General features: G+C 59.7%; 27 protein-coding genes. 5 read left to right on the forward strand and 22 right to left on the reverse strand.

Translation table 11 applies throughout. From position 1 onward, the window contains the following. Positions 1 to 16 precede the first annotated feature (16 nt). Together CAF77_RS19585 and CAF77_RS19590 are read left to right on the forward strand one after the other, a co-directional pair. The gene (locus tag CAF77_RS19585) at positions 17 to 1207 is read left to right on the forward strand and encodes an osmoprotectant NAGGN system M42 family peptidase (protein ID WP_064383427.1); all 1191 of its coding nucleotides are present in this window, start codon (positions 17 to 19) and stop codon (positions 1205 to 1207) included. Between the two features lie 59 nt (positions 1208 to 1266). Further along, positions 1267 to 1494, forward strand: coding sequence for a YheU family protein (locus CAF77_RS19590; protein WP_003172962.1), 228 nt, complete (start codon positions 1267 to 1269; stop codon positions 1492 to 1494). 6 nt (positions 1495 to 1500) lie between these two features. Here the strand turns inward: CAF77_RS19590 and csrA are convergent, their stop codons facing one another. From csrA to CAF77_RS19605, 3 genes are all read right to left on the reverse strand, one after another. Beyond that, positions 1501 to 1686, reverse strand: a complete 186-nt coding sequence (gene csrA, locus CAF77_RS19595; protein ID WP_007950875.1) for a carbon storage regulator CsrA — start codon at positions 1684 to 1686, stop codon at positions 1501 to 1503. Positions 1687 to 1822: 136 nt separating this feature from the next. Further along, entirely contained in the window at positions 1823 to 2155 is a 333-nt protein-coding gene (locus CAF77_RS19600; protein ID WP_064383429.1) for a YnfA family protein, read from the reverse strand. Positions 2156 to 2219: 64 nt separating this feature from the next. After that, positions 2220 to 3035, reverse strand: coding sequence for an SDR family oxidoreductase (locus tag CAF77_RS19605; RefSeq protein ID WP_064383431.1), 816 nt, complete (start codon positions 3033 to 3035; stop codon positions 2220 to 2222). 262 nt (positions 3036 to 3297) lie between these two features. On the opposite strand from CAF77_RS19605, the gene CAF77_RS19610 reads away from it, so the two are divergent. Beyond that, positions 3298 to 3450: a DUF3309 family protein gene (locus CAF77_RS19610; RefSeq protein ID WP_003226960.1), complete on the forward strand. Its 153-nt coding sequence runs from the start codon at positions 3298 to 3300 to the stop codon at positions 3448 to 3450. 61 nt (positions 3451 to 3511) lie between these two features. Here CAF77_RS19610 and CAF77_RS19615 read toward each other — a convergent pair whose 3' ends face one another. The 10 genes from CAF77_RS19615 to CAF77_RS19660 all read right to left on the reverse strand — a co-directional run bounded on the left by CAF77_RS19615 (position 3512) and on the right by CAF77_RS19660 (position 12956). Continuing rightward, a complete protein-coding gene (locus CAF77_RS19615) occupies positions 3512 to 5605 on the reverse strand; it encodes an LTA synthase family protein (protein WP_085655149.1) in 2094 nt (697 codons plus the stop codon). 314 nt (positions 5606 to 5919) lie between these two features. Continuing rightward, on the reverse strand, positions 5920 to 6525 hold the full coding sequence (locus tag CAF77_RS19620; RefSeq protein ID WP_085655150.1) for an START domain-containing protein: 606 nt from the start codon (positions 6523 to 6525) through the stop codon (positions 5920 to 5922). A gap of 41 nt (positions 6526 to 6566) precedes the next feature. Then, positions 6567 to 6821: a YkgJ family cysteine cluster protein gene (locus tag CAF77_RS19625; protein WP_007950870.1), complete on the reverse strand. Its 255-nt coding sequence runs from the start codon at positions 6819 to 6821 to the stop codon at positions 6567 to 6569. A 166-nt stretch (positions 6822 to 6987) separates the two neighbouring features. Continuing rightward, positions 6988 to 7467, reverse strand: coding sequence for a hypothetical protein (locus tag CAF77_RS19630; RefSeq protein ID WP_064383436.1), 480 nt, complete (start codon positions 7465 to 7467; stop codon positions 6988 to 6990). A gap of 74 nt (positions 7468 to 7541) precedes the next feature. Beyond that, on the reverse strand, positions 7542 to 8981 hold the full coding sequence (locus CAF77_RS19635; RefSeq protein WP_085655151.1) for a PLP-dependent aminotransferase family protein: 1440 nt from the start codon (positions 8979 to 8981) through the stop codon (positions 7542 to 7544). 201 nt (positions 8982 to 9182) lie between these two features. Continuing rightward, positions 9183 to 9995: an OmpA family protein gene (locus tag CAF77_RS19640; RefSeq protein ID WP_064383437.1), complete on the reverse strand. Its 813-nt coding sequence runs from the start codon at positions 9993 to 9995 to the stop codon at positions 9183 to 9185. Continuing rightward, positions 9992 to 10348 carry a DUF4398 domain-containing protein gene (locus tag CAF77_RS19645; protein WP_170928976.1) on the reverse strand — a complete coding sequence of 119 codons (357 nt, stop codon included), beginning with the start codon at positions 10346 to 10348 and terminating at the stop codon, positions 9992 to 9994. The genes CAF77_RS19640 and CAF77_RS19645 overlap by 4 nt, the downstream gene beginning before the upstream one ends. Before the next feature lie 9 nt (positions 10349 to 10357). Beyond that, positions 10358 to 11194, reverse strand: coding sequence for an ABC transporter substrate-binding protein (locus tag CAF77_RS19650; protein WP_085655152.1), 837 nt, complete (start codon positions 11192 to 11194; stop codon positions 10358 to 10360). 80 nt (positions 11195 to 11274) lie between these two features. Further along, positions 11275 to 12204 (reverse strand): electron transfer flavoprotein subunit alpha/FixB family protein, encoded by a 930-nt coding sequence (locus CAF77_RS19655; RefSeq protein WP_011335403.1) that lies wholly within the window; start codon positions 12202 to 12204, stop codon positions 11275 to 11277. Between the two features lie 2 nt (positions 12205 to 12206). Then, positions 12207 to 12956, reverse strand: a complete 750-nt coding sequence (locus CAF77_RS19660) for an electron transfer flavoprotein subunit beta/FixA family protein (protein WP_007950859.1) — start codon at positions 12954 to 12956, stop codon at positions 12207 to 12209. Between the two features lie 525 nt (positions 12957 to 13481). On the opposite strand from CAF77_RS19660, the gene CAF77_RS19665 reads away from it, so the two are divergent. Next, positions 13482 to 15146, forward strand: coding sequence for an electron transfer flavoprotein-ubiquinone oxidoreductase (locus CAF77_RS19665; RefSeq protein ID WP_085655153.1), 1665 nt, complete (start codon positions 13482 to 13484; stop codon positions 15144 to 15146). Between the two features lie 193 nt (positions 15147 to 15339). Here CAF77_RS19665 and CAF77_RS19670 read toward each other — a convergent pair whose 3' ends face one another. Continuing rightward, positions 15340 to 16230: an AraC family transcriptional regulator gene (locus CAF77_RS19670; protein WP_064383443.1), complete on the reverse strand. Its 891-nt coding sequence runs from the start codon at positions 16228 to 16230 to the stop codon at positions 15340 to 15342. Between the two features lie 191 nt (positions 16231 to 16421). On the opposite strand from CAF77_RS19670, the gene CAF77_RS19675 reads away from it, so the two are divergent. After that, complete coding sequence (locus tag CAF77_RS19675; RefSeq protein WP_011335405.1) at positions 16422 to 17474, forward strand: NAD(P)-dependent alcohol dehydrogenase; 1053 nt, start codon at positions 16422 to 16424, stop codon at positions 17472 to 17474. A 4-nt stretch (positions 17475 to 17478) separates the two neighbouring features. On the opposite strand, the gene CAF77_RS19680 is transcribed toward CAF77_RS19675, so the two are convergent. The 8 genes from CAF77_RS19680 to CAF77_RS19715 all read right to left on the reverse strand — a co-directional run bounded on the left by CAF77_RS19680 (position 17479) and on the right by CAF77_RS19715 (position 24575). Beyond that, the gene (locus CAF77_RS19680) at positions 17479 to 18282 is read right to left on the reverse strand and encodes an IclR family transcriptional regulator (RefSeq protein ID WP_085655154.1); all 804 of its coding nucleotides are present in this window, start codon (positions 18280 to 18282) and stop codon (positions 17479 to 17481) included. 60 nt (positions 18283 to 18342) lie between these two features. Continuing rightward, positions 18343 to 19653 carry an MFS transporter gene (locus tag CAF77_RS19685; protein ID WP_064383447.1) on the reverse strand — a complete coding sequence of 437 codons (1311 nt, stop codon included), beginning with the start codon at positions 19651 to 19653 and terminating at the stop codon, positions 18343 to 18345. Between the two features lie 175 nt (positions 19654 to 19828). After that, positions 19829 to 20977: a galactonate dehydratase gene (gene dgoD / locus CAF77_RS19690; protein WP_007950849.1), complete on the reverse strand. Its 1149-nt coding sequence runs from the start codon at positions 20975 to 20977 to the stop codon at positions 19829 to 19831. 47 nt (positions 20978 to 21024) lie between these two features. Next, the gene (locus CAF77_RS19695) at positions 21025 to 21645 is read right to left on the reverse strand and encodes a 2-dehydro-3-deoxy-6-phosphogalactonate aldolase (RefSeq protein ID WP_085655155.1); all 621 of its coding nucleotides are present in this window, start codon (positions 21643 to 21645) and stop codon (positions 21025 to 21027) included. Positions 21646 to 21664: 19 nt separating this feature from the next. Continuing rightward, positions 21665 to 22654: a 2-dehydro-3-deoxygalactonokinase gene (locus CAF77_RS19700; protein WP_085655156.1), complete on the reverse strand. Its 990-nt coding sequence runs from the start codon at positions 22652 to 22654 to the stop codon at positions 21665 to 21667. 169 nt (positions 22655 to 22823) lie between these two features. Then, positions 22824 to 23318: a hypothetical protein gene (locus CAF77_RS29100; protein WP_139831612.1), complete on the reverse strand. Its 495-nt coding sequence runs from the start codon at positions 23316 to 23318 to the stop codon at positions 22824 to 22826. Continuing rightward, positions 23311 to 24051, reverse strand: coding sequence for an alpha/beta fold hydrolase (locus CAF77_RS19705; protein ID WP_085655157.1), 741 nt, complete (start codon positions 24049 to 24051; stop codon positions 23311 to 23313). Before CAF77_RS19705 ends, CAF77_RS29100 begins: the two co-directional genes overlap by 8 nt. A 77-nt stretch (positions 24052 to 24128) precedes the next feature. Then, the gene (locus tag CAF77_RS19715) at positions 24129 to 24575 is read right to left on the reverse strand and encodes a hypothetical protein (protein WP_256576166.1); all 447 of its coding nucleotides are present in this window, start codon (positions 24573 to 24575) and stop codon (positions 24129 to 24131) included. Positions 24576 to 24724 lie beyond the last annotated feature (149 nt).

A 24724-nucleotide genomic window follows, 5' to 3' on the forward strand; every position in this document is an offset into this window, starting at 1 on the left:
CGCAACAGGAGTTTCCATGACCACCCAAATTCCCGAACCGGATCTGAACTACCTGCAGAAAGTCCTGCTGGAAATGCTCGCCATTCCCAGCCCGACCGGGTTCACCGACACCATCGTGCGTTACGTCGCCGAGCGTCTGGAAGAACTCGGCATTCCCTTCGAGATGACCCGTCGCGGCACAATCCGCGCCACCCTTAAAGGCAAGAAAAACAGCCCCGACCGTGCGGTCTCGGCGCACCTGGACACCATCGGTGCTGCCGTGCGCGCGGTGAAAGACAACGGGCGCCTGACCCTCGCACCGGTCGGCTGCTGGTCGAGCCGGTTCGCCGAGGGCAGCCGCGTCAGCCTGTTCACCGACAACGGCGTGATTCGCGGCAGTGTGTTGCCGTTGATGGCGTCCGGGCATGCCTTCAATACCGCTGTGGATGAGATGCCGATCAGCTGGGATCACGTCGAGCTGCGACTGGACGCCTACTGCGCGACCCGCGCCGATTGTGATTCGCTGGGCATCAGCGTCGGCGATGTCGTGGCTTTCGACCCCCTGCCGGAGTTCACCGAAAGCGGCCACATCAGCGCCCGCCATCTGGACGACAAGGCCGGTGTCGCGGCACTGCTGGCAGCGTTGAAAGCCATCGTCGACAGTGGTCAGGAGCTGATGATCGACTGCCATCCGCTGTTCACCATCACCGAGGAAACGGGCAGCGGCGCGGCGGCGGCCCTCCCGTGGGACGTCAGCGAATTCGTCGGCATCGACATTGCTCCGGTCGCGCCGGGCCAGCATTCCAGCGAACATGCGGTGAGCGTGGCGATGCAGGATTCCGGCGGGCCTTACGACTATCATCTGTCGCGACACCTGTTGCGCCTGGCCGGTGAGCACGAACTGCCGGTGCGCCGAGATCTGTTCCGCTATTACTTCAGCGATGCCCATTCGGCGGTCACCGCCGGTCACGACATCCGCACCGCCCTGCTCGCCTTCGGCTGCGACGCGACTCACGGCTACGAGCGCACGCACATCGACAGCCTCGCGGCGCTCAGTCGCTTGCTGGGGGCGTACATTCTGAGTCCGCCGGTGTTCGCCAGCGACGCACAACCGGCCACCGGGTCACTGGATCGCTTCAGTCATCAGATCGAACACGAAACGCAGATGGAGAGCGACACCCGCGTGCCATCGGTGGACAGCTTGGTGGGGCAACGCGCGGACAGTTGAGTCTGGCCCTCGGCGATCATTCGCCGTAGCATCCCGACATTGATTTAGCCGAGGTGCCCATGCTGATTCCCCACGACGCGCTCGAAGTCGACACCCTCACCCGCCTGATCGAGGATTTCGTCACCCGCGACGGTACCGATAACGGTGACGATACGCCGCTGGAAACTCGCGTACTGCGGGTTCGCCAGGCATTGACCAAAGGTCAGGCGCTGATTGTCTTCGATCCCGAAAGCGAGCAATGCCAGTTGATGCTCAAGCACGACGTGCCCAAGCACCTGTTCGACTGAAAACGGTCAGCGGCCCTTGCCGCTGGCCTGTTTGCGCTGGATCCGTTCGTAGACCTCGGCGCGGTGCACGCCGACCTGCTCCGGCGCTTCGACGCCGAACCGCACGCTGGAGCCGTTGACCGCCAGAACGCGCAGAGTGATGTTGTCGCCGATGGAAATCAGTTCACCGACAACACGGCTGAGTACAAGCATGGGGGTTGTCCTTCAAGGTTTGCGAGCCTTGAAGATGCGCGGGTTTCGACCGCCCTACAATGCGCTGTGGGCAATTCAGTCATTCCCTACACAGCAAGGCGCGCAAGCCTTCAGACATTTCCTTCAAGCCAGCCATTCAAGTCGCGGTGAATCGTGGACCGAACAGGATCACACTCGCCCCGATCACACACAGCGCCACACCGATCCAGTCCGAACCCAACGGGCGGATGCGTTCGACCACCGCCAGCCAGCCAATCGAAGCAATGATGTAGATGCCGCCGTAAGCGGCGTAGGCGCGACCGGCGTAGGTCGCTTCGACACGTGTCAACAGCAGCGCGAACAGGGTCAGGCTGAGCAGTGCCGGAATCACCCACAAGGCGCTCTTGCCCTGGCGCAACCACATCCAGAACGCGAAACAGCCAGCGATTTCGAACAGCGCGGCGAGGAAAAACCACAGGTAATTGAGCATGCAAGACATCTCGTCAGGGTGACTGTTGCGGCCACCCTAACGATGCGGCGAACCCCGGGCAAGTTCAGCCATTGTTCTGTTTGGCCTTGGCGCGCATCTTTTCGGCCATTGCGGTCATTTCGTTGTACAGCAGCTGCGGATTCTTCTGTTTGAGCGCCCAGGCCATGCGCCCTTGTTCGTGGGGCAGGATCATGAACTCGCCGGCCGCGACCTGCTTGTAGATGTAGTCGGCAATATCGCTGGCGGTGATCGGCGAACTTTCCAGCAACTTGCCGACCTGGGTTTTCATCGCCGGCGTCGGGCCCCGGAAAGAATCCAGCAGGTTGGTCTGGAAGAACGACGGGCAAACCACATGAACCCCGACTTCCTGCTGGGCCAGTTCGATCAACAGGCTTTCCGACAGCGCCACCACTCCGGCCTTGGCCACGTTGTAGTTGCTCATCGCCGGGCCCTGCATCAGCGCAGCCATCGAGGCGATGTTGATGATCTTGCCCTTGCTCTGCTCCAGCAACGGCAAGAACGCCTTGCAGCCCTTGACCACGCCCATCAGATTGATCGCGATCTGCCAGTCCCAGTCTTCCAGCGACAACTCGCTGAAGAAACCGCCCGAGGCCACACCGGCGTTGTTAACGATGATGTCGATGCCGCCAAGTTTCTCTTCGCAGGCCTGGGCAAACGCGGTGAGCTGGCTGTAATCGCGCACGTCACAGCGCTGGATGAAGCCATCGCCACCGGCTTCGCGAACGAGTTTGAGGGTCTCTTGCAAACCGGGCTCGCTGACATCAGACAAGGCCAGTTGCCAGCCTTCACGCGCCCAGCGCAGCGCGATTTCGCGACCCAGGCCTGAGCCCGCGCCAGTGATCATCATGCGATTTTGCATAGCAGACAGCCTTGTTGTTCCGGGGAAGATGCGCGGAGTGTAGCGAAGGATACCGGGCGACCCACGCTCCATCAGATTGCTGAATGGCGAGAGCAAACCGCAGCAACAAACGAAATAAGTGCGCGAGCCAAATAACTTAAAAAAACATTGAATTTTCTTTTACGCGCACCGGTCGGAATTTGTAAGCCGGCTGGATTTAGTTCAACTTTCAGCTGCCCTTGAACATCAAGACTTCTCAGACACTATCAACAAGGAATTCGACATGGGCACAATTCTTATCATTATCCTGATCCTGTTGCTGATCGGTGGTCTGCCGGTCTTTCCGCACTCCAGAAGTTGGGGTTACGGCCCTTCGGGCATTATCGGTGTAGTGCTGGTAGTCCTGTTGGTGCTGCTGTTACTCGGTCGGATATGACTGTTTGACCGACAAAAAAAAGAGGCCCTTGCAAGGGCCTCTTTTTTATTGTGCCGACTGATCAGTCCGGCTTGCCGTTAACCACACCGGCGGTGTTGTCGATCAGGCTCTTGGTCGCTGTTTGCAGGAACGCTTCAAGCTTGAGTTTCAGCTCGGCAGTGCGCGGTGCATCCGGCACCACTTCGGCGTGCGGGTTCGCGCCCAGCTCGTATTGATAGATCTTCGGCGCCATTTCCTTGTCTTTCGGCAGTACCAGGATCTGGTCGGCAGTGACGATGGCGGTGGTCTGCTCGCTGCCCGACGGCTTGATCACACCGAAACCAGTGTCACCCTGCGGCAGATTCAGCAGATCGCGGCCCCAGCACTGATGGCGCACTTCGCCACCGAGGCGACCCATGATGGTCGGCACGATGTCGACCTGAGTGCCGACGGTGTGGTCACGGGTACCGAATTTTTCCTGGATGCCCGGTGCGATCATCAGCATCGGTACGTTGAAGCGGCCCAGATCCATTTCGGTGATCTGACGCTCGTTGCCGAAACCGTGGTCGCCGACGATGACGAACAGGGTTTCCTTGAAGTACGGCTCTTTACGGGCCTTCTCGAAGAACTGACCCAGCGCCCAGTCCGCATAACGCATGGCGGTCAGGTGCTCGTTGAGCGGGCCACGGTCGGTGACACGCTCGACCGGCAACGGCGTCGGCAAGGCGTACGGCGTGTGGTTGGACAAGGTCTGCAGCAGCGCATAAAACGGCTTGCCGTTTTCCCGCGCCTTGAGCTCCACCAGACCACGGTCGAACATGTCCTGGTCGGACACGCCCCAGGTCGGATCAGAGAACACCGGGTTGACGAAATCGTTGCGGCCAACGAAGTTGGTCATGCCCTGGTTGCTGAAGAAACCGGACTGGTTGTCCCAGGCAAAGTCACCGTTGTAGACGTACACGTCGTCATAGTCACGCGCACTGAGCAACTGCGGCAGGCCGGACAGTTTGTGGCTGCCTTCCGGGGTCTGCATCAGGTATTCGAAACCCGGCAGGTTCGGGAAGCACGCCATGGTGGCAAACATCCCCTGGTGGGTGTGGGTGCCGTTGGAGAAGAAACGGTCGAACAGCAGGCCTTCTTTCGACAGCTTGTCGAGGTACGGCGTGATGTTGCCCGGCGCGCCCAGTGCGCCCACCGAGTGACCGGCCATGCTTTCCATCAGGATCACGACGACGTTCTTGATCGGCAGGGTCTTGTCGGCAGGCGGTGTGTATTCGCGACGCACGGCGGCGATATCGGTATCCACCAGTTTGTCGTCCGGCATCACCAGCATGTCGCGGACCACTTTCTGTGCCTGATCCTGCGGCAGCGTGGCTTTCCAGATGTTGTCGCGATCCTCGCCCATGCGGTCCTTGGCCGCCGCGATCAGCGACAGCGTGCCGTTGAGGCCGAGCTGGTTGGCGAAGTTCGATTCAGTGGTGTACACGTCACCCCAACGCAGCGGCGGGCCTTGGCGCAGAGTGCCGCGAGCGGCCACCACGCAGATCAGCAGGCACACCACGAATACCGCCAGACGCGCATACCACGGTGCCACCTGACGGGTGCCGACATTGCCACCGCTGAACGGGCCACGCGGCCGAGTCAGACGGTCGGCGCCCTTGAACGCCAGGGTCAGGATCAGCGTGCCCACGGCCCACGCCAGCAGGTAACGCACCACCGGGAAACCGTACCAGAGCATGCTCATCACGGTTTTCGGGTCTTCCTTCACGTACTGGAACACCAGACCGTTGAGGCGCTGGTGGAATTCGCGGTAGAAGTCCATCTCCATCAGGCCGAGGAACAGCGCGATGCTCGAAGCGATGGTCAGCCACAGACGGAAGAACCCGCGCGCCGCCATGGCCCGGGCACTGAACAGCGCCAGCACCAGCGGAATGCAGACATACACCACCAGACGCACATCGAAACGCAGGCCGTTGGCGAAGGCTTCGAGGAAAGTCGAGGCCGGGGTGTCGAGGATCATCTCGCGGTTGTAGACCAGCAGCGCGAGGCGCAGCACGGAAAACATCACCATCATGACCAGCGCGCACAGAAGCGTGTAGGCCAGATGCGATTTGACGGTCGGTTGCAGCAGGCGACTGGAAGATCGCTGCTGACTCAGGGCGTCCGGGTTTGCCATGTCGTTTTAGGACCCATTGGAAGTTGAAGTTGCAAAAAATACGGCTGCGCCCTGCCCTCTGTTGGCCATTCCAGGCCCCGGGGCTTGCGCGGAGCGCAAATGTTGCACGATCACCGACGGCATTGCCATTGATTAGTGCCCGCCGCCGGACGCTTTCATTCAAGGCATGGCGCATCGATACAGGTGCGAACAGTGCGGGCGAATTGTCTTGAAGCGTTTGTGAAAATTTCGTTCAACGCATATCCGGAAACACAATAAACCTGGAAAACAAAACGCCCCGAGTTCTTCGGGGCGTTTACAGATGAACGCGACAGTTACTTCTCGGCGCGTTCTCTCAAGGCTTTCAGGGTATTGAACGGTGCGTCGACCACAAACTTGTTGGCGATCATCGACGGCACGCTGCCACCTGGCTCGGTGTGTACCTGATAGGTCACTTCAACCTGATCGCCTTTTGGCACGAACTTCCAGAAGCCTTTGACCTGCGCAACCCGCACAAAGCCTTTTTCTTCAGGAAGGTACTTCGGCACACCTTCGAGATTACGGGTCAGGCTGCCATCGGCGCCTTCAACGGTGGTGACATGCAGGATGGAATCGCGCGGGGTCACTGGCCATGGGGTGTTGAACTGAGTGTACGTCCAGCTCTGGTCACCTTCGTGCTTGAGCAGTTTCTGGGTCTTGCACTCGTGAATCCAGGCGCAGGCACCGGAGACGTCTTCCTGCAGGGCGCGCAGTTTGGCGATGGTGGTCTTCATCACGGTCACGCCCTGATAAGACTTGTAGTCCGAACCCGGCACTTCGCTCAGGGAGACTTTGATGCCGTCTTCGTTCTTGGCGACTTTCCAGTCTTCAGCCTGGGCGGCCGAGGTGGCCAGCACGGCAGTCAAACCACACAACACAGCGATACGATGCAGCGAACCCATAGTCTTATTCCTTATTGTTGAAGTTCCGTTCGTTTGACACATCACGCCGCCGTCATCTGCTCCCACCAGCCGAGCAGTCTGATCGCATCTTCCTGGCTGCTGCCGCAGACTTCCGGATCGGCCTTGAATCCTGAACAGACCGCCGGACGCTCCGGTCGGCCGAAAATGTTGCACAGGTTATCGACCGACAACTGAACGCAGCGTTCACCGGCAGGTTTGCCATCGGGCATGCCTGGAATCGGCGAACTGATGGAAGGGGCAATACAGCAGGCGCCACAGCCTTCACGGCATTTCATGACGACGCGTTCCTCGCAGCGGGCAATGTGTTAAAGGGACGCGGGACAGGGTAACCGCTTAAACGGCTGTTTTAAATTCCCTGAGCCGGGGTTTTTACGCAGAAACGAAAATGACTGACCAGTCTCCGACAAAGCGTCTGGTCTGCGGGTCACCGACGGGGACGATTTATTGCTTGAACTCGAAATCCAGCGCCGCGCCTTCGACTTCCCGGCGCTCTTCATTGCGCAGTTGCAGCTGCATTTCGTTGCTGAGCAAGCGTCCATTGAGCTGGAACCCGCTGTTCTTGTCACCGAACATCTGCGGCAGGATCGCTTCGCGCTTGGGCAGCGTCACGGAGCCGGGGGGTTTCAATTCCTGAACCATGTCTTTGGGCAGACTCAAGTCGAGCTTCGCAGACGGCAATGGCGTCTTGGCCACTTCTTTCGCCGACTTTGACTTGGTAGCGACCGGTGCGCGCTTCTTGACCGGAGCAGCCTTTTTCTGCTGTGTGGTTTTCGCTGGAGCGATTTTTTTGGTCGTCGCCGGTTTTTTCGCGTTGGCAGTGGCCGGCGCCTTTTCCTGCGCTGCAGCCGCCAAAACACCGGGTACATGACCCATCAACAGCAGGCATAGCACAACCCAGGCGGCAGAAAATTTCGCTTTCATGAACCCAACGAAGCTGACGGCAGAGGGCCATATGCTCGCCTGTTGGACGCCACATGACAAGCTCCGCCATTGTTTCAGAATCCGCCGACCATCTCCTGGCAGAGCTGTGTCGCCAATATGCCGAGGGTCATCAGCGCCCGTTCCGCCTCGCGATTCCACGGGATGCCGCAGTTCAACCGGATGCAGTGGTTGAACTGCTCGGTGTTGCTGAAGATCAGACCCGGCGCAATGCTGATGCCCTGTTGCAGCGCCCGCACGTGCAATTCCTGGGTGTTGACCCGCCCCGGCAGGCTGACCCACAGAATGAATCCGCCGGTGGGCCGGGTCATCTGCGTGCCTTCGGGAAAATACTGCTGAACCGCCAGCTGGAATGCGCTGAGATTTTTTCGGTATTCCTGGCGGATGTACCTTAAATGCCGGTCATAGCCGCCGTTTTCCAGGTACGCCGCGATGGCCATTTGGGTGACGCTGCACGCCGAATGAGTGCTGAAGGTCTGCAAGCGCTGGATTTCCTGCTGGTACTTGCCGGCGATCATCCAGCCGATGCGCACACCGGGCGATAAGGTCTTGGAAAAGCTCGAGCAATAAATCACCCGGTCTAGCCGGTCGTAAGCCTTGAGCGACTTGGTGCGCCCCTGCTCGAACATCAACTCGCCGTAGATGTCGTCTTCGACGATCTGGATATCGAAATCCGAGGCCAGTCGCAGCAGCTGTTTCTGCCGCTCTTCGGGCATGGTGCCGCCGAGTGGATTGCTCAGGCGGGTGGTCAGTACCAGCGCCTTGATCGACCATTGATTGGCCGCCAGTTGCAGGGCTTCGAGGCTCATGCCGGTGGCGGGGTCGCTGGGAATCTCGATGACCTTCAGGCCCAGCAGGTCGGCCAGTTGCAACAGGCCGTAATAGGTCGGTGATTCGGCGGCGATCAGGTCGCCGGGGCGGGTCAGCACTCGCAATGACATCTGCAATGCGTCGACGCAGCCGTGGGTGATCACCACTTCCGAAGGGTCAACGACCACGCCTGCATCGCGCATGCGGATCGCCACCTGCCGGCGCAGCGGCTCGAAACCGGGGCTGAACATGTAGCTGAACGCCCGAGGGCTGTGAAACCGGGTGACCTTGGCCAACTGCTGATGCAGGGCGCGCACCGGCAAGTAATCGACACTCGGCACCGCCGCCCCCAGCGGGAACACGCCTTCACGACGGGATTCGACCAGCACTTGCTGAATGATGCTGCTGCGGGTGACCAGGCCTGGCCGTTCGACCCGGGCGATGTCCGGCGTGGGCGCCGTCAGTGCGGGAGTCTGGTGGACATAGTAACCGGACTGCGGCCGCGCACGGATCAGGCCCTGATCCTCGAGATTGGCGTAAGCCTGCAACACCGTGGCATGGCTGACGTTGAGCTGCGAACTCATCTTGCGCACCGAAGGTACGCGCTCGCCCGGTTGATAGACGCCACGGCGGATATCTTCGGCCAGCTGTTGAGCAATACGTTGGTAGAGCAAGAGATTGGTCATGACGCAGCACTCGATTTCACGGGCGTTTTATTCTTGTGTGAAACAATACCGGAACAGTTTGGAAGTGTACTGGGACAGTTGCCATATTAGTCAACCATACAGTGCTGTGTCGGTTAAATCTGTACTGCTTTGTGAGGTAATCGACAGACGTAAAAAAGCCCGGCGCTGCCTGACAGCCCGGGCTTTCCAGTAACGCCCCCCTCAGCGGGCGGCGCCGAGCTGGCCTTTTTCGTCGGAGAACACGATTTCCACCCGACGGTTCTGCGCACGTCCACGCTCGGAAGCGTTCGCGTCCACCGGGTATTCATCGCCGTAGCCTTCGACCTGAATGCGTTTTTCGTCGATGCCCAGGTCCGTCAACACGTCGGCCACCGACTGTGCGCGGTCGCGGGAAAGCTTGAGGTTTTCCTGCTTGCCGCCGGTGCTGTCGGTGTAGCCCTCGATGCGCACGATGCGTTTCGGGTTCAGTTGCAGAAACTGCACGATCTTCAGCACCACGCGGTTGGCCGAGTTTTTCAGTTCAGCTTCGCCGGTATCGAACAGCACGTCACCGAGGGTCATCACCAGACCACGATCGGTCTGGGTGGTGGCCAGCGCAACGATCTGCTCTTCCAGCCATTTGCCCTGCTGTTGCACGCTCAACAGTTTGGACTCGCGCAGGGCCAGTTGCAGGCGCTGGCGTTCAAGTTCCAGCTTCGCCACACGTTCTTCGTTGAGCACCTGATTGGTGTGCTCACGGGCGATTTCGCTGTAGCGCTGACTCAGGTAGGCGTAATGCACCACGTCCGAGCCGCTGCCCCAGTACGTCGACAGACGATCGGCGCGGGCCAGGGACTCACCGGCGCGGATCACATCTTTCGGCGCGATACGCAGCACGTTGGAATCTTCCTTGACCTTCTGGAAGTCGCTGCTGGCCTGCTGCAATGCGGTTTCGCTGTGCTGACCGGCGCAGCCGTACAGGCTGGCGCAACCGGCGAGGATCAGAGCGCCGAGAGTTTTGGACTTCAGGCTCATTGGGCATTCCCCAGTTGCTTGCGCAGTCGGACGATGCGGGTGTTGAGCACGTTCACTTGCTCCTCGCTCTTCTGGGTCAGGACTTTGGCCTCCGCCAGGCGTGCGTCGAGTTCGGCCTGTTCGAAGCGCATCCGCGCATTCTTGTAAGACTCACCCGCCATGCTGCCTTTGGCCCGGTTGAACTTGTCCTCGGCCAGTTTCATTTCCGGCACGTCTTCGGCGGTGGCGCCGACGGCCTTGGCTTGCTCAAGGGCCTGCTCGGTCAGACGCATTTGTTCGTTGGGTGCCGGATCGCTGGCGCAACCGGCCAGGGCCAAGACGGCCATAGCCGCGAAAAGAAGTCGATTACTCACTAAGAATCCCTACTGTTTTGGGGCGCTGACAGGTGGTTGCGGCGGCTGTTGCTGCTGCGCCTTCCAGCGCTCGATGTTGCGTTGCAGCGCGGCTTCCGTCAGGCCGGACGCGGGCAATTCTGTCATCTTTTTGGCCAGCTGTCCGCGCAACCACGGATCGTTGCAGGCCGAGTTGTGCGAAACCGCGAGGAACAGACCGGGGCGGTCGATGGGTTGTTCAAAGGCCAGCAGATCATTGGCCATGCCCAATGCCTGCGCGGCCGCCATGCCCGAGTAGCGACCGGCGAGTACATATTCCACCTCGCCCAGCAGAAGTTTCTGAAACGCCTGGGTCAGGTTTGCCGTACGGGTCAGGGTCAATTGCTGCTCGGCAAAAGTGCCAAATGCCGGGGTCATTCGAGACTTTTCCGACAAACCGCCGGTATGCCCGTGCAGGTCCCTGGCTTCGCTATAAACGAGGGTCGAGCCCTTGCGCGTCCACACCAGATAATCGTTTTCCAGCAACGGCGGGTGAATGTAGTCAAGGTTTTCCAGCTCATTGAGGTTCATTGGCGCGTCGGCCAGCATGTCCATGCGCCCGCTGCGCACTTCGTCGAGGGCCTGGGAACGCTTGCCGGCATATAACAGATCGACTTTGAGCCCCAGCTCCTTGGCCACCTGTCGCAACAGGTCGGCACTGGCACCGATCAGTTGCTTGGGGTTCTGCGGATCCTGCCAAAGGTACGGCGGCGCATCCGGGCTGCCGGTGACGACCAGCCGCTCGCATTTGCCCGACGCCACCGACAGGCCCGGCAACAATGCCAGCCCCAGCAACCACGAGCAGCCCAACCGACGATGCAGATCCATGGCGAAACGCTCCCACTCAAATCCGAGACAAAAAAAAGCCCGACCAAAAGGTCGGGCTCTTTATAAGTGAAGCAGCCGGATTAGACCAGCTTCTCCAGCTCAGGTACGGCTTCGAACAAGTCCGCCACCAGGCCGTAATCGGCCACCTGGAAGATCGGTGCTTCTTCGTCCTTGTTGATCGCAACGATCACTTTGGAGTCTTTCATACCGGCCAGATGCTGGATTGCGCCGGAGATACCAACGGCGATGTACAGCTGTGGCGCAACGATCTTGCCGGTCTGACCGACCTGCATGTCGTTCGGTACGAAACCTGCGTCGACCGCGGCGCGGGATGCACCAACAGCCGCGCCCAGCTTGTCGGCCAGCGCGTAGAGGTGTTTGAAGTTGTCGCCGTTCTGCATGCCGCGGCCGCCGGAAACGACGATCTTGGCAGCGGTCAGCTCAGGACGATCGGACTTGGCCAGCTCTTCGCTGACGAAGCTGGAAGTGCCTGCGTTGTGAGCAGCGGCAACCGCTTCAACAGCAGCCGAACCGCCTTCAGCGGCAACCGGGTCGAAACCGGTGGCACGCACGGTGATCACTTTGATCGCTGCGGTCGATTGCACGGTAGCGATGGCGTTACCGGCGTAGATCGGACGCTTGAAGGTGTCAGCGCTTTCTACCGAGATGATTTCGGAGATCTGGTCAACGTCCAGCTGAGCGGCAACGCGCGGCAGGATGTTTTTGCCATTGGAAGTGGCGGCAGCCAGGATGTGGCTGTAGCCAGCGCCCAGCTCTGCAACCAGAGGAGCAACGTTTTCCGGCAGCTGATGCGCGTAGGCAGCATTGTCAGCGTTCAGGACTTTGCTCACGCCAGCGATTTTCGCAGCGGCTTCAGCCACGGCGCCAGCGCCCTGGCCGGCAACCAGAACGTGGATGTCGCCGCCGATTTTGGCAGCGGCAGCCACGGTGTTCAGGGTGGCCGGAGCCAGCACCTTGTTGTCGTGTTCGGCGATTACCAAGATAGTCATGATCAGATTACCTTCGCTTCGTTTTTCAGTTTCTCGACCAGTTCAGCCACCGACTTGACCTTGATGCCCGCGCTGCGTGCAGCCGGCGCTTCGACTTTCAGGGTCTTGTTGGTGGAGGCGGTGGAAACGCCCAAAGCGTCCGGAGTCAGCGTCTCGAGAGGCTTCTTCTTGGCTTTCATGATGTTTGGCAGGGACGCGTAGCGCGGCTCGTTCAAACGCAGGTCGGTGGTGACGATCGCTGGCAGTTTCAGGGAAACGGTCTGCGCGCCGCCGTCGATTTCGCGGGTCACGGCAACGCTGTCGCCGGAGACTTCGACTTTCGACGCGAAAGTGCCCTGACCGTAGCCGCTCAGTGCAGCGAGCATCTGGCCGGTCTGGTTGTTGTCGCTGTCGATGGCCTGTTTGCCCAGGATCACCAGCTGAGGCTGTTCCTTGTCGACGACGGCCTTGAGCAGCTTGGCCACGGCCAGGGAAGTCAGGTCTTCAGCGGATTCGACGAGGATGGCGCGATCGGCACCCAGAGCCAGTGCGGTACGCAGCTGTTCCTGAGCGGTGGACGGGCCGATGGAGACGACGACGATTTCAGTCGCAACGCCTTTTTCTTTCAGGCGTACGGCTTCTTCCACTGCGATTTCGCAGAACGGGTTCATCGACATCTTGACGTTGGCGAGGTCTACGCCGGAATTGTCCGCCTTGACGCGAACCTTGACGTTGTAATCCACAACGCGTTTGACAGCTACAAGAACCTTCATGGATTCCTCGTTACTCTCCGGTGAAAAGAAAGTCGCCTAGGCGAACCTGGCGGTTGATGCTCATCGGGCACAAGGGCACCTCTAAAAACGCCGGCTGAACGGGATGACCGTTCGTCAGTCGTGACCGACGAGTCATGCCGCTTCGCGGTGTGTAAACTGCGCGCCGAACCTGCGCTGCGCATCACCGGTTACCGCCTACGCCCTGTCTTTAGAGGTGCTCTTGAAACCACCATTCAGCCTACGGCGAGCGCAAAACCGCCCGTATCTTGACCGGAACGCCCATTCTGGTCAATACGCCAAAATGCCCTGTCATAAGCCGCGCTTCTTTGATTTCTCTGGGCTGGAGCCGATTCAAACAAACGTTTGTATTGGACGCTAGGAGTGGTGTAGATATAATGCGCCGCCTAGAGAGAAAGGTGGTTTGCCCATTATTACCCTTGACGTTAACGTAAAGGCAATAACGGATACGACACCGAACCTCCAAATTAGAAAAAAAACTGTTGAGCCTTGAGTAGGAGATAGCCTGTGGAACGCGAATACATGGAATTCGACGTGGTCATCGTCGGTGCCGGCCCCGCTGGCCTGTCCGCCGCCTGCCGTCTGAAGCAGAAGGCCGCCGAAGCCGGTAAGGAAATCAGCGTCTGCGTGGTCGAAAAAGGCTCCGAAGTCGGCGCACACATCCTGTCCGGTGCCGTATTCGAACCACGGGCCCTGAACGAACTGTTCCCGGACTGGAAAGAACTCGGCGCCCCGCTGAACACGCCAGTCACCCGCGATGACATCTTCGTGCTGAAAAACGCCGAAAGCGCGCAGAAAATTCCTGACTTCTTTGTGCCCAAGACCATGCACAACGAAGGCAACTACATTATCTCCCTCGGCAACCTGTGCCGCTGGCTCGCTCAGCAGGCCGAAAACCTGGGCGTGGAAATCTACCCGGGCTTCGCCGCTCAGGAAGCGCTGATCGATGAAAACGGCGTGGTGCGCGGGATCATCACCGGCGACCTCGGCGTCGACCGCGAAGGTCATCCGAAAGAAGGCCTGTACACCCCGGGCATGGAACTGCGTGGCAAGTACACGCTGTTCGCCGAAGGCTGCCGTGGCCACATCGGCAAGCAACTGATCAAGCGCTATAACCTGGACAGCGATGCCGACGCCCAGCACTACGGCATCGGGCTGAAGGAAATCTGGGAAATCGACCCGGCCAAACACCAGCCAGGCCTGGTGGTCCACACCGCCGGTTGGCCGATGGACATCATGGGCACCGAGAACACCGGCGGCTCCTTCCTCTATCACCTGGAAAACAACCAGGTGGTAGTCGGTCTGATCGTCGATCTGTCCTACAGCAACACCTACCTGTCGCCGTTCGACGAATTCCAGCGCCTCAAGCATCACCCGGTGCTCAAGCAGTACCTGGAAGGCGGCAAGCGCATCAGCTACGGCGCACGTGCGATCTGCAAAGGTGGCCTGAACTCGCTGCCGAAAATGGTGTTCAAGGGCGGCGCGCTGATCGGTTGCGACCTCGGCACCCTGAACTTCGCCAAGATCAAGGGCAGCCACACTGCGATGAAGTCCGGCATGCTCGCCGCTGAATCCGTGGCCGACGCGCTGTTCGCTGAAAAGGACGGCACGGAAGAGCTGACCACCTACATCGACGCCTTCAAGAAGAGCTGGCTCTACGAAGAACTGTTCGCCAGCCGCAACTTCGGCCCGGCGATCCACAAGTTCGGCGCCATCGTCGGCGGCGGTTTCAACTGGCTGGACCAGAACATCTTCGGCGGCAAACTGCCGTTCACCCTGCACGACACCAAGCCGGACTACGCCTGCCTCAAGCTCGCGGCCGACTGCAAGAAGATCGACTACCCGAAACCCGACGGCAAGATCAGCTTCGACAAGCTGAGCTCGGTGTTCATCTCTGGTACCAACCATGAAGAAGAACAGCCGTGCCACCTGAAACTGACCGATCCGACCATCCCGCTGAGCAAGAACCTGCCGCTGTACGACGAGCCGGCACAGCGCTACTGCCCGGCCGGCGTGTATGAAGTGATCACCAAGGAAGACGGCGAGAAGCGCTTCCAGATCAACGCCCAGAACTGCGTGCACTGCAAGACCTGTGACATCAAGGACCCTTCGCAGAACATCACCTGGGTGACGCCGGAAGGCGCCGGCGGCCCGACCTATCCAAATATGTAAACGGAACATATAAGTCGAACCGCTGAACATCAAGGCTCCCTGTATGGGGGCCTTTTTGTTGCCCGCGATTCAGTGCATCACATCAATACCGGTGGGAGCTGGCTTGCCAGCGATGGGGCCGTGTCAGACAACATTGCTGCAGGCTGAAGCACCGCGATCGCTGGCAAGCCAGCTCCCACAGGATTGAGGCAGATCAGGCAGCGCGCTCCTCCCCGGGGCTACGCTCGAAATAGCGTTTGTATTCGCGACTGAACTGCGACGTGCTCTGATACCCCACCCGATGCGCCACCTGCGCCACGCCTAACCCCTCGGCGATCAACAACGTCTGCGCCTTCAACAAACGTAAACGCTTCAGATACTGCACCGGCGACAGCAACGTGCTGCGTTTGAAATGCTCATGAAAGGTCGAAACACTCATGTTCGCGCAACTGGCCAACGTCTCGACGTTCAACGGTTCGGTGTAATGCGCATGCAGATGACTGATCGAAGCCGCCACCCGGGCGAACTGCCCCTGCTGCTCGACCAGCGCCCGCAGCACATCGGCCTGGGGACCGCGCAACGCGACGAACAACAATTCACGCACCCGCGCTGGCCCGAGAATCTGGCATTCCAGCGGATCGTGCAGACAACGCAGCAAGCGTTCGACACAACCACGCATGTCATCGTCGAGCACCACCGACGTCATCGACTCCGGTGTCTGCGCCGGAATATGCCGCCCCGGCGCCAGCCCCATGGCCAGCACCAGTTCACCGAGCAGCACCCGGTCGATCGCCACCGATACGCCGAGCAGCGGTGCGTCCGGCAACGCGTAGGTCTCGCACTCAAAGGGCACCGGCAAGGCCTGAATCAGGTAATGCCCGGCGCCGTATTCCATGGTGCGCGGCCCCAGATACGCCAGTTTGCTGCCCTGGGCGATGATCATCAGGCTCGGCTCATAAATGTGCGGGCCACGGGCGACGTCGCAACTGGCGCGCAACACTTGCACGCCCGGCAGCCCGGTCTGGCTGTAACCATCGCGCAGCGCCAGCGGTTCGATCAGCGAAACCAGGGTGGCGTTGGCATCAAGGTGACGGGTCAATTGCATCGGGTGGCTCTTCAGAAAAAATCACGGAAAAAGGGATAAAAGCATCATCGCAGATCCTTTTGCCAATGCGGCCGTTCAACCCCGCATGCCGGAGGATTAGGCATGACACCCGGAGGAATCGCCATGGCCGGACGACCGGACGGCGCCCAGAATGCGCCGCCTCACCTGTCACTGCTTTTGCGAGGTTTCACATGTACACCGCCATCGGCTACGCCGCTCAAACGGCCACCACTCCCCTCGCCCCGATGAAGTTCGAACGCCGCAGCCCACGGGCCGACGACGTCGCCATCGAAATCCTGTACTGCGGCGTCTGCCACTCCGACATCCACCAGGCGCGCAACGAATGGGGCATCGCCGTTTACCCGTTGATGCCCGGCCACGAGATCGTCGGAAAAGTCACCGCCGTCGGTGCGAATGTCACTAAACACAAGGTCGGCGACCTGGTCGGCGTCGGTTGCATGGTCGACTCCTGCCGCACCTGCGAAGCCTGCCAGTCGAACCTCGAGCAATACTGCCTCGAAGGCCCGACCATGACCTATGCCACACCCGACCGGGTCGATGGCAGCAACACCATGGGCGGTTATTCGGACAGCATTGTGGTCAGCGAACACTTCGTGGTGCGCATTCCCGAGAAGCTGGATCTGGCAGCCGCCGCGCCGATTCTCTGCGCCGGCATCACCACCTACTCGCCGCTCAAGCATTACGGCGTTAAGGCCGGCGACAAGGTCGGGATTCTCGGCATGGGCGGCCTCGGCCACATGGGCATCAAGTTCGCCAAGGCCATGGGCGCCGAAGTGACGCTGTTCACCCGTTCGGCAAGCAAAGCCGAGGAAGGTCGTCGTCAGGGCGCCGATCACGTCATCGTCTCCACCGACGAAGAGCAGATGAAAGCCGCTGCCGGCCGTTTCGACTTCCTGCTGGACACCATTCCGGTGCAGCACGATCTGAACCCGTACCTCGACACCCTGCGCTTCGATGGCGTGCACATTCTGGTGGGCCTGATCGAACCGATCGATCCGCCGGTCCACGCCGCGAAACTGGTGCTGGGTCGTCGCGTATTGGCCGGTTCATTGATCGGTGGCGTTGCCGAAACCCAGGAAGTGCTGGATTTCTGCGCCGAACACAACATCAGCTGCGACATCGAAATGCTCGACATCCGCCAGATCAACGAAGCCTACGCCCGCATGATCGCCGGCGATGTGAAGTACCGCTTCGTGATCGATATGGCGACTCTGAAGCTCTGATTCCTCAGACCTTCAAGCCAAGCTCCGCCGAGAGCCGGGCCGTGACCCCTTTGATCAGGGGAATCAGCTCGGCCATTTTTTCCAGCGGCATGTACGGCACGGTGCTGGCGATGCTGATGGCCGCGACGATGCGCTTGCTCGCGTCGCGGATCGGCGCCGCCACGCAGCGGATCGACGGCTCGTTGTCTTCCAGATCGAACGCATAGCCACCGGCCACGTACTCGGTCATCCGCTGCTCCAGCTGCTCCCACGACTGCTGGGGATGCTGCGGCCAGAACTGACTTTTCCCACCCGCCGGCAGGCTGATGTCGTACAGGCGCTGCCAGTCCTGCGGCGCGTCATCCAGCATCAGCGCCTTGCCGATCCCGGTCCGCGCCAGCGGCATGCGATGGCCGACCCGCGAGCGCATTTCCGGGCCGTTGCGCCCCGGATTCTTCAGCAAATAAAGCACCTCGTCGCCTTCACGAATGCCCAGGTGAACGGTGTCGCCGGTCAGCGCCGACAACTCGTCCAGATACGGCCCGGCCAGGGTCACCAGCGGCAATTCTTCGCGCGCCTGGAAACCGAGTTCGATCAGCTTCGGCCCCAGCAGATAACCGACTTGCGGCACGACGCGCAGGTAGCGCTCGTCCACCAGACAACTGGCCAGACGATGAGTGGTGCTGCGCGTGGTGCCGATCAGGCGGGCAATCTCTTTGAGATCGCGGGCGCCACTGGCGACGGCGTGCACCACACCCAACCCGCGAAGCAGGGTCTGGGTGCCGGTCGGCGCGGCGTCCTTGGCGGTTTTCGGGGCGTCTTCCTGCATATCCAGCCTTTAGCGTTGAGCGAGGGAACGGGCGGCATTATGGTCGCCCGACATAGCCGACTACAACTCGATGCGCTCGACCTTGCCCACCAACAGCACGTAGGACAAAGCACCGATCAATGCCAGAACCGCGATGTAGGTGATCGCCGGGGCGAACGAATCGCCGCTAGCCAGGAAGCCGATGACAATCGGCGTGGCAATCGCCGACAGGTTGCCGATGAAGTTGAATACCCCACCGGTCAAGCCCAGCAACCGCGCCGGCGCCAGTGTCGAGACCAGCGACCAGGTGATCGACGCCAGCCCGTTGCCGAAAAATGCCAGCGCCAGGAAGGCAATCACCAACGGCGTCGATTCGACGAAGTTGGCGCCGATGATCGAGGTGGAAATCAGCAGCCCGCCAATGATCGGCAGCTTGCGCGCAAACCCGACGGTGCAGCCACGGCGAATCAGGAAGTCGGAAAAGAACCCGGAGCACAGCACGCCGATGAACGCGGCGAGAAACGGCAGCGACGCCAGCAGACCGGACTTGATGAAGTCCATGCCGCGATATTTCACCAGGTAGGTCGGAAACCAGGTCAGGAAAAACCACAACGTCGAGTTCAGGCAGAACTGGCCGAGGTAGATCCCCCACAACTTGCGTTTGCTCAGGACAATGCCGAGATCGGTCCAGCTGAATTTCGCCTTCACCTTGGCGGTTTCGGCGGCGATGTCCACCAACCCGCCGCCCTCCCGGATCAGGTCGATTTCGCCTTGGTTGGCGCCTTTGAAATCACGCGGTTCGCGATACACCGCGTACCAGATCGCCGCCCAGACAATGCCCACCGCGCCGGTCACGACAAACACCATGTGCCAGCCAAACTCATGTTGCAGCCACGCCAGCACCGGGGTCAGAAACGCCAGCCCGACAAACTGCCCGGAGGTATAGAAGCCGATGGCCGTGGCCCGCTCACGCTCGGGGAACCAGGTCGTCACCACGCGGCTGTTGATCGGATACGCCGGCGCTTCCAGCGCACCGACCGCCATGCGCAGCACGAACAGCGCGATGAAACTGGCAGCGAACCCGAGCATCACCGTGGCCAGCGACCACAACAGCAGCGCGACGCTGTAAAGGATGCGCGGTGGCACCCGATCCACCAGCCAGCCGCCGGGGATCTGCATGGCGGCGTAGGTCCAGCCGAACGCCGAGAAGATCAGCCCGACGTGCACCGGGTCGATGCCCAGATCCGTCGTCAGTGCCGGGGCGGCAATCGACAGGTTGCTGCGGTCGAGGTAGTTGATGACCACGGTGATGAACAGCAACACCATGATGAAAAATCGCTTGCGGCTGGGCGCGACTAACGTCGCTTGCCCGATAAGGGTTTGCGGTTGCATGGGGAGCGCCTCTTCTTATGTTTATTGAGGTCGGATTTAGCAGGCGAGATCGTTCCCACGCTCCGCGTGGGAATGCAGCCCGGGACGCTCTGCGTCCCAAGAGCGGACGCAGAGCGTCCATTGAGGCATTCCCACGCGGAGCGTGGGAACGATCGCTTAGAAGGGAATCAGCGACTCACCACTCGGCAAAACTGCCATCGGCATGCCGCCAGATCGGGTTGCGCCAGCGGTGGCCGACCGCCGCGCGTTCGATCACGTATTCCTCGTTGATCTCGATTCCCAGGCCCGGGCCGTTGGGGATTTTCACGAAGCCCTTGTCGTAGTCGAACACCCGTGGATCCTTCACATAATCGAGCAGGTCATTGCTCTCGTTGTAATGGATGCCCAGGCTCTGCTCCTGGATAAACGCGTTGTAACAAGCGGCGTCCAGTTGCAGACACGCCGCCAGTGCAATCGGCCCCAGCGGGCAATGCAGTGCCAGCGCCACGTCGTAGGCTTCGGCCATGTTGGCGATCTTGCGGGTCTCGGTGATGCCGCCGGCGTGGGAGGCATCCGGCTGGATGATGTCGACGTAGCCTTCGCTCAACACCCGTTTAAAGTCCCAGCGCGAAAACAGCCGCTCGCCGAGGGCAATCGGCGTGCTGGTCAGCGGTGCCAGTTCTTTCAGCGCTTCGTAGTTTTCGCTGAGCACCGGCTCTTCGATGAACATCAATTTGTAAGGATCGAGCTCCTTCATCAGCACCTTGGCCATCGGCTTGTGCACCCGGCCATGGAAGTCGACGCCGATGCCGACGTTCGGCCCCACCGCATCGCGCACGGCGGCAACGTTGGCCAGTGCCAGATCGACTTTTTCGAAGGTGTCGAGAAATTGCAGCTCCTCGGTGCCGTTCATTTTCACCGCCGTAAAACCCCGGCCCACCGCCTCTTTAGCGGCTCGCGCGGTGTCCGCCGGACGGTCACCGCCGATCCACGAATACACGCGGATCTTGTCCCGCACCTGACCGCCGAGCAGATCGCTGACCGACACACCGAGGGCCTTGCCCTTGATGTCCCACAGCGCCTGATCGATACCGGCCAGTGCGCTCATGTGGATCGCGCCGCCTCGATAGAAGCCACCGCGATACAGCACGGTCCAGATGTCTTCGATATTGCGTGGGTCTTTGCCGATCAGGTAATCGGACAATTCCTCGACCGCTGCAGCAACCGTGTGGGCGCGACCCTCGACCACGGGCTCGCCCCAACCGGTCACGCCCTCGTCGGTTTCGACCTTGAGGAAGCACCAGCGCGGCGGGACGATGAAGGTGGTGAGTTTGGTGATTTTCATCTGCTTGTCTCTCTTGTTAGATGCAGCGCACGCAGCGCTGAAAAGTCTTAGCGAAGGGCTTTCCAGGCCGCCACGTAGGCCTTGGCATTGGCCGCCACTTGCTCAGTCGTCATGCCCGGTTTGAACAGCCCGGAACCGAGGCCGAAACCTTTGACGCCAGCGTCGATGAACGCCTGCATGTTGTCCGGCGTGATGCCACCGACCGGCGCCAGAACCGTCCCGGCCGGCAACACCGCCAGCCAGGCTTTCACCACCGCAGGGCCCATCTGTTCGGCCGGGAACAGCTTGAGAATGTCCGCGCCCTCCTCAAGCGCCGCGAAGGCTTCGGTCGGCGTCGCCACACCCGGCGACAGGTACAGCCCCGCCGCTTTCGCCGCCCGCAGCACCTTGGCATCGCTGTGGGGCATGACGATGACCTGGCCGCCGGCCTCCTTCACCAATTCCACTTGTTCCGGGGTCAGCACCGTGCCGGCACCGATCAGGCAATCGGCGGGCAGGGTCTTACGCAGGATGCGAATGCTTTCGTACGGCGAGGGGGAATTGAGCGGTACTTCGATGACGCGAAATCCGGCCGCATACAGGACTTCTCCGACAGCGGCGGCTTCCTGCGGATGCAGGCCGCGCAGGATCGCGATCAGTCCGTTTTGCGCCAGTGCTTGCTTGAGCATGTCAGGCCTCCAGTCAGGGTTAACGGGATGAGGAATCAATCAGTCCGGCGGCGAGCGCCAATTGCCACAGTCCTCGCTCGGTGGCTTGCTCGGCCAGCGTCACCCGGGCGAAACCGCAGGCATCGAGAGCACGGCTGTAGCGGGCGCACAACTGCGCATTGCCGATGAGGATGATCGAAGGAAGTTCTGCGCTATTGCGCCGACGCCGTTGCACGTTGGCCAGCGCCGTCAGCTCGTGGCCGATCAGCAGGCCGGACAGATAGTCAGGCTGTGCGGTGGCGCTGAGTTCGCCGGTCAGGCCCAGGCTGCGGGCGCTGAACAGGGTCGACAGCACGCCGATTTCGCCTTCTGCCGACAACGCCACCTGCACGCCGCGATCAAATGCCTCGGCGTCGAACGTCGCGCTGTGCTGTTGGGTACGGCCGAGAATGCTGTGTTCGCTGAGCACGGCGAACACTTCGCCGGTCATGAAGGTGTCGAAGCGGGTGATGCAGCCGTCGGCCACTTCCACCCATTTCGAATGACTGCCGGGCAGGCCGATCAGCAGATCATTGCCCGCCTCGACCGGCAGATTCTGCAGGACGCCGAGGACTTGGGTTTCTTCGCCGCGCATCACGTTCGGCAGCGTTGAACGCTGAATCACACCCGGCACGATGTGCACATCGACACCGCGAAGGCTGCGAACGGTTTGCAGGGATTTTCCGAGATCGGCGACGTTAGCCGGCGTATCGCGGTAAGACGCCTCGCGCCAGCCCTGGGCGCTGCCGACCATGCCACAGGCAATCACCCGCAATTCGGGTTGTGCGTCGAGCCAGTCGCCGCACGCCTCGTCGAACGCCAGTTCAAAACCGTCGGCGCATTCACGACCGTTGATGACCCGCGGCGTCTTCGGCAACTGCATGATCCCGAACGACAGCGACCGCTGCGCCAGCACCTGCCCGCCCGCCGCGATTTTGTAAGCACGTAGTGAGGTCGTCCCCCAATCGAGCGCGATCAATTGCGCCAGCATCGCTTCACCTGTTTTGTTATTGGCAGTGAGTGAGCTGGACTATAGACCTCTCAGGCGAGAAATCTCAATATGTAATTTTGCATCCCATATTTTGGGATTTGCCTTTCTTAAAAGCCCGGACAGCGAATTGAGCAACGAGCACCGCCTGTCCGGACGGATCGCATCCCGTTTAAAACTTATCGATCTCTCTTAACAGATCTGCCGTTGGAACTTTCATGTCCTCCGACAAATATATTTTATAGGAGTAGGAATTAATTCTGACCTTACAGACAATAGACTCTCGGCCCACTAATAAAGACCTCAATGCCTCACCTTCAATGATTTTTTCACTGGTATCGTTTTTTCTTTTGAAAAATAAAACATCCGCCCTGAAAACCGGCCCGGCACTTGAAATTTCAGGCTCGACAAAACCCTCTCCATATCTACCCGCAGAGTGAGGTGCCGAAAAATCAAAATCGTCCTCAAAAGAACACAGCAGCGTCTGGCTTATTTTTGATTTGAAAAGATTGACAACATCAACATCAGACGAAAAACGCACCTGATAAATATTCCTATCCAAATAACGTTCAACACCAACGTATTGTAAATGAGCAGTGGGCTTACCATGATTCATCGCACAGGAAGTGCAAAGCAAGAAAGCCATACATAAAATTATATTACGCACATTTCCGTCCTTTGAAATGAGTAACAACAACCTGCATCAAAGCGTCTCTGGCCGAGATGCCACTTTGCAGGACTGATGTGTAGATAACCCAGGCATCGGCGTGATTCACATTCACTCGCCCGTTCATATTGGGCCCACTTTTCATATCCCATTGCTCTCCAAAATCGGCTACGAGATCGGAAAAATTCCAGTCTTTGGCATCGGCTCTGACGTTAACCCAATATTCCGCCTTCGGCTTCGGCTCCTGACGGTAGATGTTAGAAACCCCCCACACGATTTTTCCTTCGCCAACCGGATCGAGTGTAACCAGACACGGAATTCGATACCCCTTATCAGTCAATACAGCTGACAGGTGCGCACCATTCCATCCGCCCAAGCTATGCCCAATGACATATACAGGCGTGGTCACATCAGCAATCTTCTTCAGCACATTCTTTTTCAGATCATCTTCACTAATAAAATAGTTATAACCAATATGGTGGATATCATAATTATCAGAACAAATACCCTCAGCCTCCATATCCCTGACGAACACCTTCATGACGTCAGCAACGTTATTATTGGGGCCTGTGCTGTAATAACTTTCTTTATCACCCGCACCACCCACAAAAAACAGAACAATCTTTTTGGGAGTGATCGTGGCCTGCTTGACTGTTCCGTCCGTTTTGCAGGTCAGGTCGTGGGTCACGACCAGTCTTTTACAGCCTTTCAGAGCAGGATTTTCAGTAGTCATATCTGCCTACTCCACGAACAGCTTGATCGACTCAGGCAAATGCGAACTCACGGTATGGGTAAACCCCGCGTCATTGGTTACGCCGTGCTCCACGCTCCCATCAGCGCGTTGAATCGCGTAAGGGTGATTTGGCATGGGGTTGGTGACGCGTAGCGCTCGGCCGTCCAGCGGCCAGTTTCCGAGTAGACGTACCAGCCCATCGGCGACAGCACGCCTTGGTGGAACATCGATTGCCCGGCCGGCGCGACAAATCCGCAGCACACGTGCAGGCTCAGCCAGCCTTGATGAACATCGATGAATCCGTTCGGATCAAACGTTCGCAGCGGTATCACCCGGTAGTCATCGTAGCCCGCGCTACGCGCCATCAGCTCGGCATCGAGCCGCGAGACAAACGCACGGATAGCTTTGCAGCCCATGCGGTTGACGGTGCAGAGGATGTCTACCGGTTGGTGGTTCGGGTTGTCGCTGGAGCCGAGGGTTTTGACCAGACCGTAGAGGCGGATCGACGCCCGAAGTCCGCTCATCGCCGGTCACTCGTTGACGCAGCGAAGGCTCCACGGGCATGGAGAAAGAGTGCCAGAGGCATTGCAGGTGTCGTCCGTGAGCGCGCAAAAATGGCGCACAGGATGCCGGACTAGAGCGGTTTGGACAATCGAATCAACAGTCAGATTGC

The organism is Pseudomonas sp. R15(2017) (genome assembly GCF_002112685.1).
GTDB lineage: Bacteria > Pseudomonadota > Gammaproteobacteria > Pseudomonadales > Pseudomonadaceae > Aquipseudomonas > Aquipseudomonas glycinae.

What these genes read in the sequence shown, in the direction of transcription:
- CAF77_RS19600 (WP_064383429.1), bottom strand. Translation starts at nt 2,155, where the DNA reads ATGCTCAATTACCTGTGGTTTTTCCTCGCCGCGCTGTTCGAAATCGCT.
- CAF77_RS19620 (WP_085655150.1), bottom strand. Translation starts at nt 6,525, where the DNA reads ATGGGTTCGCTGCATCGTATCGCTGTGTTGTGTGGTTTGACTGCCGTG.
- CAF77_RS19660 (WP_007950859.1), bottom strand. Translation starts at nt 12,956, where the DNA reads ATGAAGGTTCTTGTAGCTGTCAAACGCGTTGTGGATTACAACGTCAAG.
- CAF77_RS19630 (WP_064383436.1), bottom strand. Translation starts at nt 7,467, where the DNA reads ATGAAAGCGAAATTTTCTGCCGCCTGGGTTGTGCTATGCCTGCTGTTG.
- CAF77_RS19585 (WP_064383427.1), top strand. Translation starts at nt 17, where the DNA reads ATGACCACCCAAATTCCCGAACCGGATCTGAACTACCTGCAGAAAGTC.
- CAF77_RS19655 (WP_011335403.1), bottom strand. Translation starts at nt 12,204, where the DNA reads ATGACTATCTTGGTAATCGCCGAACACGACAACAAGGTGCTGGCTCCG.
- CAF77_RS19610 (WP_003226960.1), top strand. Translation starts at nt 3,298, where the DNA reads ATGGGCACAATTCTTATCATTATCCTGATCCTGTTGCTGATCGGTGGT.
- CAF77_RS19685 (WP_064383447.1), bottom strand. Translation starts at nt 19,653, where the DNA reads ATGCAACCGCAAACCCTTATCGGGCAAGCGACGTTAGTCGCGCCCAGC.
- CAF77_RS19670 (WP_064383443.1), bottom strand. Translation starts at nt 16,230, where the DNA reads ATGCAATTGACCCGTCACCTTGATGCCAACGCCACCCTGGTTTCGCTG.
- CAF77_RS19635 (WP_085655151.1), bottom strand. Translation starts at nt 8,981, where the DNA reads ATGACCAATCTCTTGCTCTACCAACGTATTGCTCAACAGCTGGCCGAA.
- CAF77_RS19680 (WP_085655154.1), bottom strand. Translation starts at nt 18,282, where the DNA reads ATGCAGGAAGACGCCCCGAAAACCGCCAAGGACGCCGCGCCGACCGGC.
- dgoD (WP_007950849.1), bottom strand. Translation starts at nt 20,977, where the DNA reads ATGAAAATCACCAAACTCACCACCTTCATCGTCCCGCCGCGCTGGTGC.
- CAF77_RS19605 (WP_064383431.1), bottom strand. Translation starts at nt 3,035, where the DNA reads ATGCAAAATCGCATGATGATCACTGGCGCGGGCTCAGGCCTGGGTCGC.
- CAF77_RS19625 (WP_007950870.1), bottom strand. Translation starts at nt 6,821, where the DNA reads ATGAAATGCCGTGAAGGCTGTGGCGCCTGCTGTATTGCCCCTTCCATC.
- CAF77_RS19650 (WP_085655152.1), bottom strand. Translation starts at nt 11,194, where the DNA reads ATGGATCTGCATCGTCGGTTGGGCTGCTCGTGGTTGCTGGGGCTGGCA.
- CAF77_RS19615 (WP_085655149.1), bottom strand. Translation starts at nt 5,605, where the DNA reads ATGGCAAACCCGGACGCCCTGAGTCAGCAGCGATCTTCCAGTCGCCTG.
- CAF77_RS19590 (WP_003172962.1), top strand. Translation starts at nt 1,267, where the DNA reads ATGCTGATTCCCCACGACGCGCTCGAAGTCGACACCCTCACCCGCCTG.
- CAF77_RS19705 (WP_085655157.1), bottom strand. Translation starts at nt 24,051, where the DNA reads ATGACTACTGAAAATCCTGCTCTGAAAGGCTGTAAAAGACTGGTCGTG.
- CAF77_RS19640 (WP_064383437.1), bottom strand. Translation starts at nt 9,995, where the DNA reads ATGAGCCTGAAGTCCAAAACTCTCGGCGCTCTGATCCTCGCCGGTTGC.
- CAF77_RS19700 (WP_085655156.1), bottom strand. Translation starts at nt 22,654, where the DNA reads ATGCTGGCGCAATTGATCGCGCTCGATTGGGGGACGACCTCACTACGT.
- CAF77_RS19675 (WP_011335405.1), top strand. Translation starts at nt 16,422, where the DNA reads ATGTACACCGCCATCGGCTACGCCGCTCAAACGGCCACCACTCCCCTC.
- csrA (WP_007950875.1), bottom strand. Translation starts at nt 1,686, where the DNA reads ATGCTTGTACTCAGCCGTGTTGTCGGTGAACTGATTTCCATCGGCGAC.
- CAF77_RS19695 (WP_085655155.1), bottom strand. Translation starts at nt 21,645, where the DNA reads ATGCTCAAGCAAGCACTGGCGCAAAACGGACTGATCGCGATCCTGCGC.
- CAF77_RS19715 (WP_256576166.1), bottom strand. Translation starts at nt 24,575, where the DNA reads ATGAGCGGACTTCGGGCGTCGATCCGCCTCTACGGTCTGGTCAAAACC.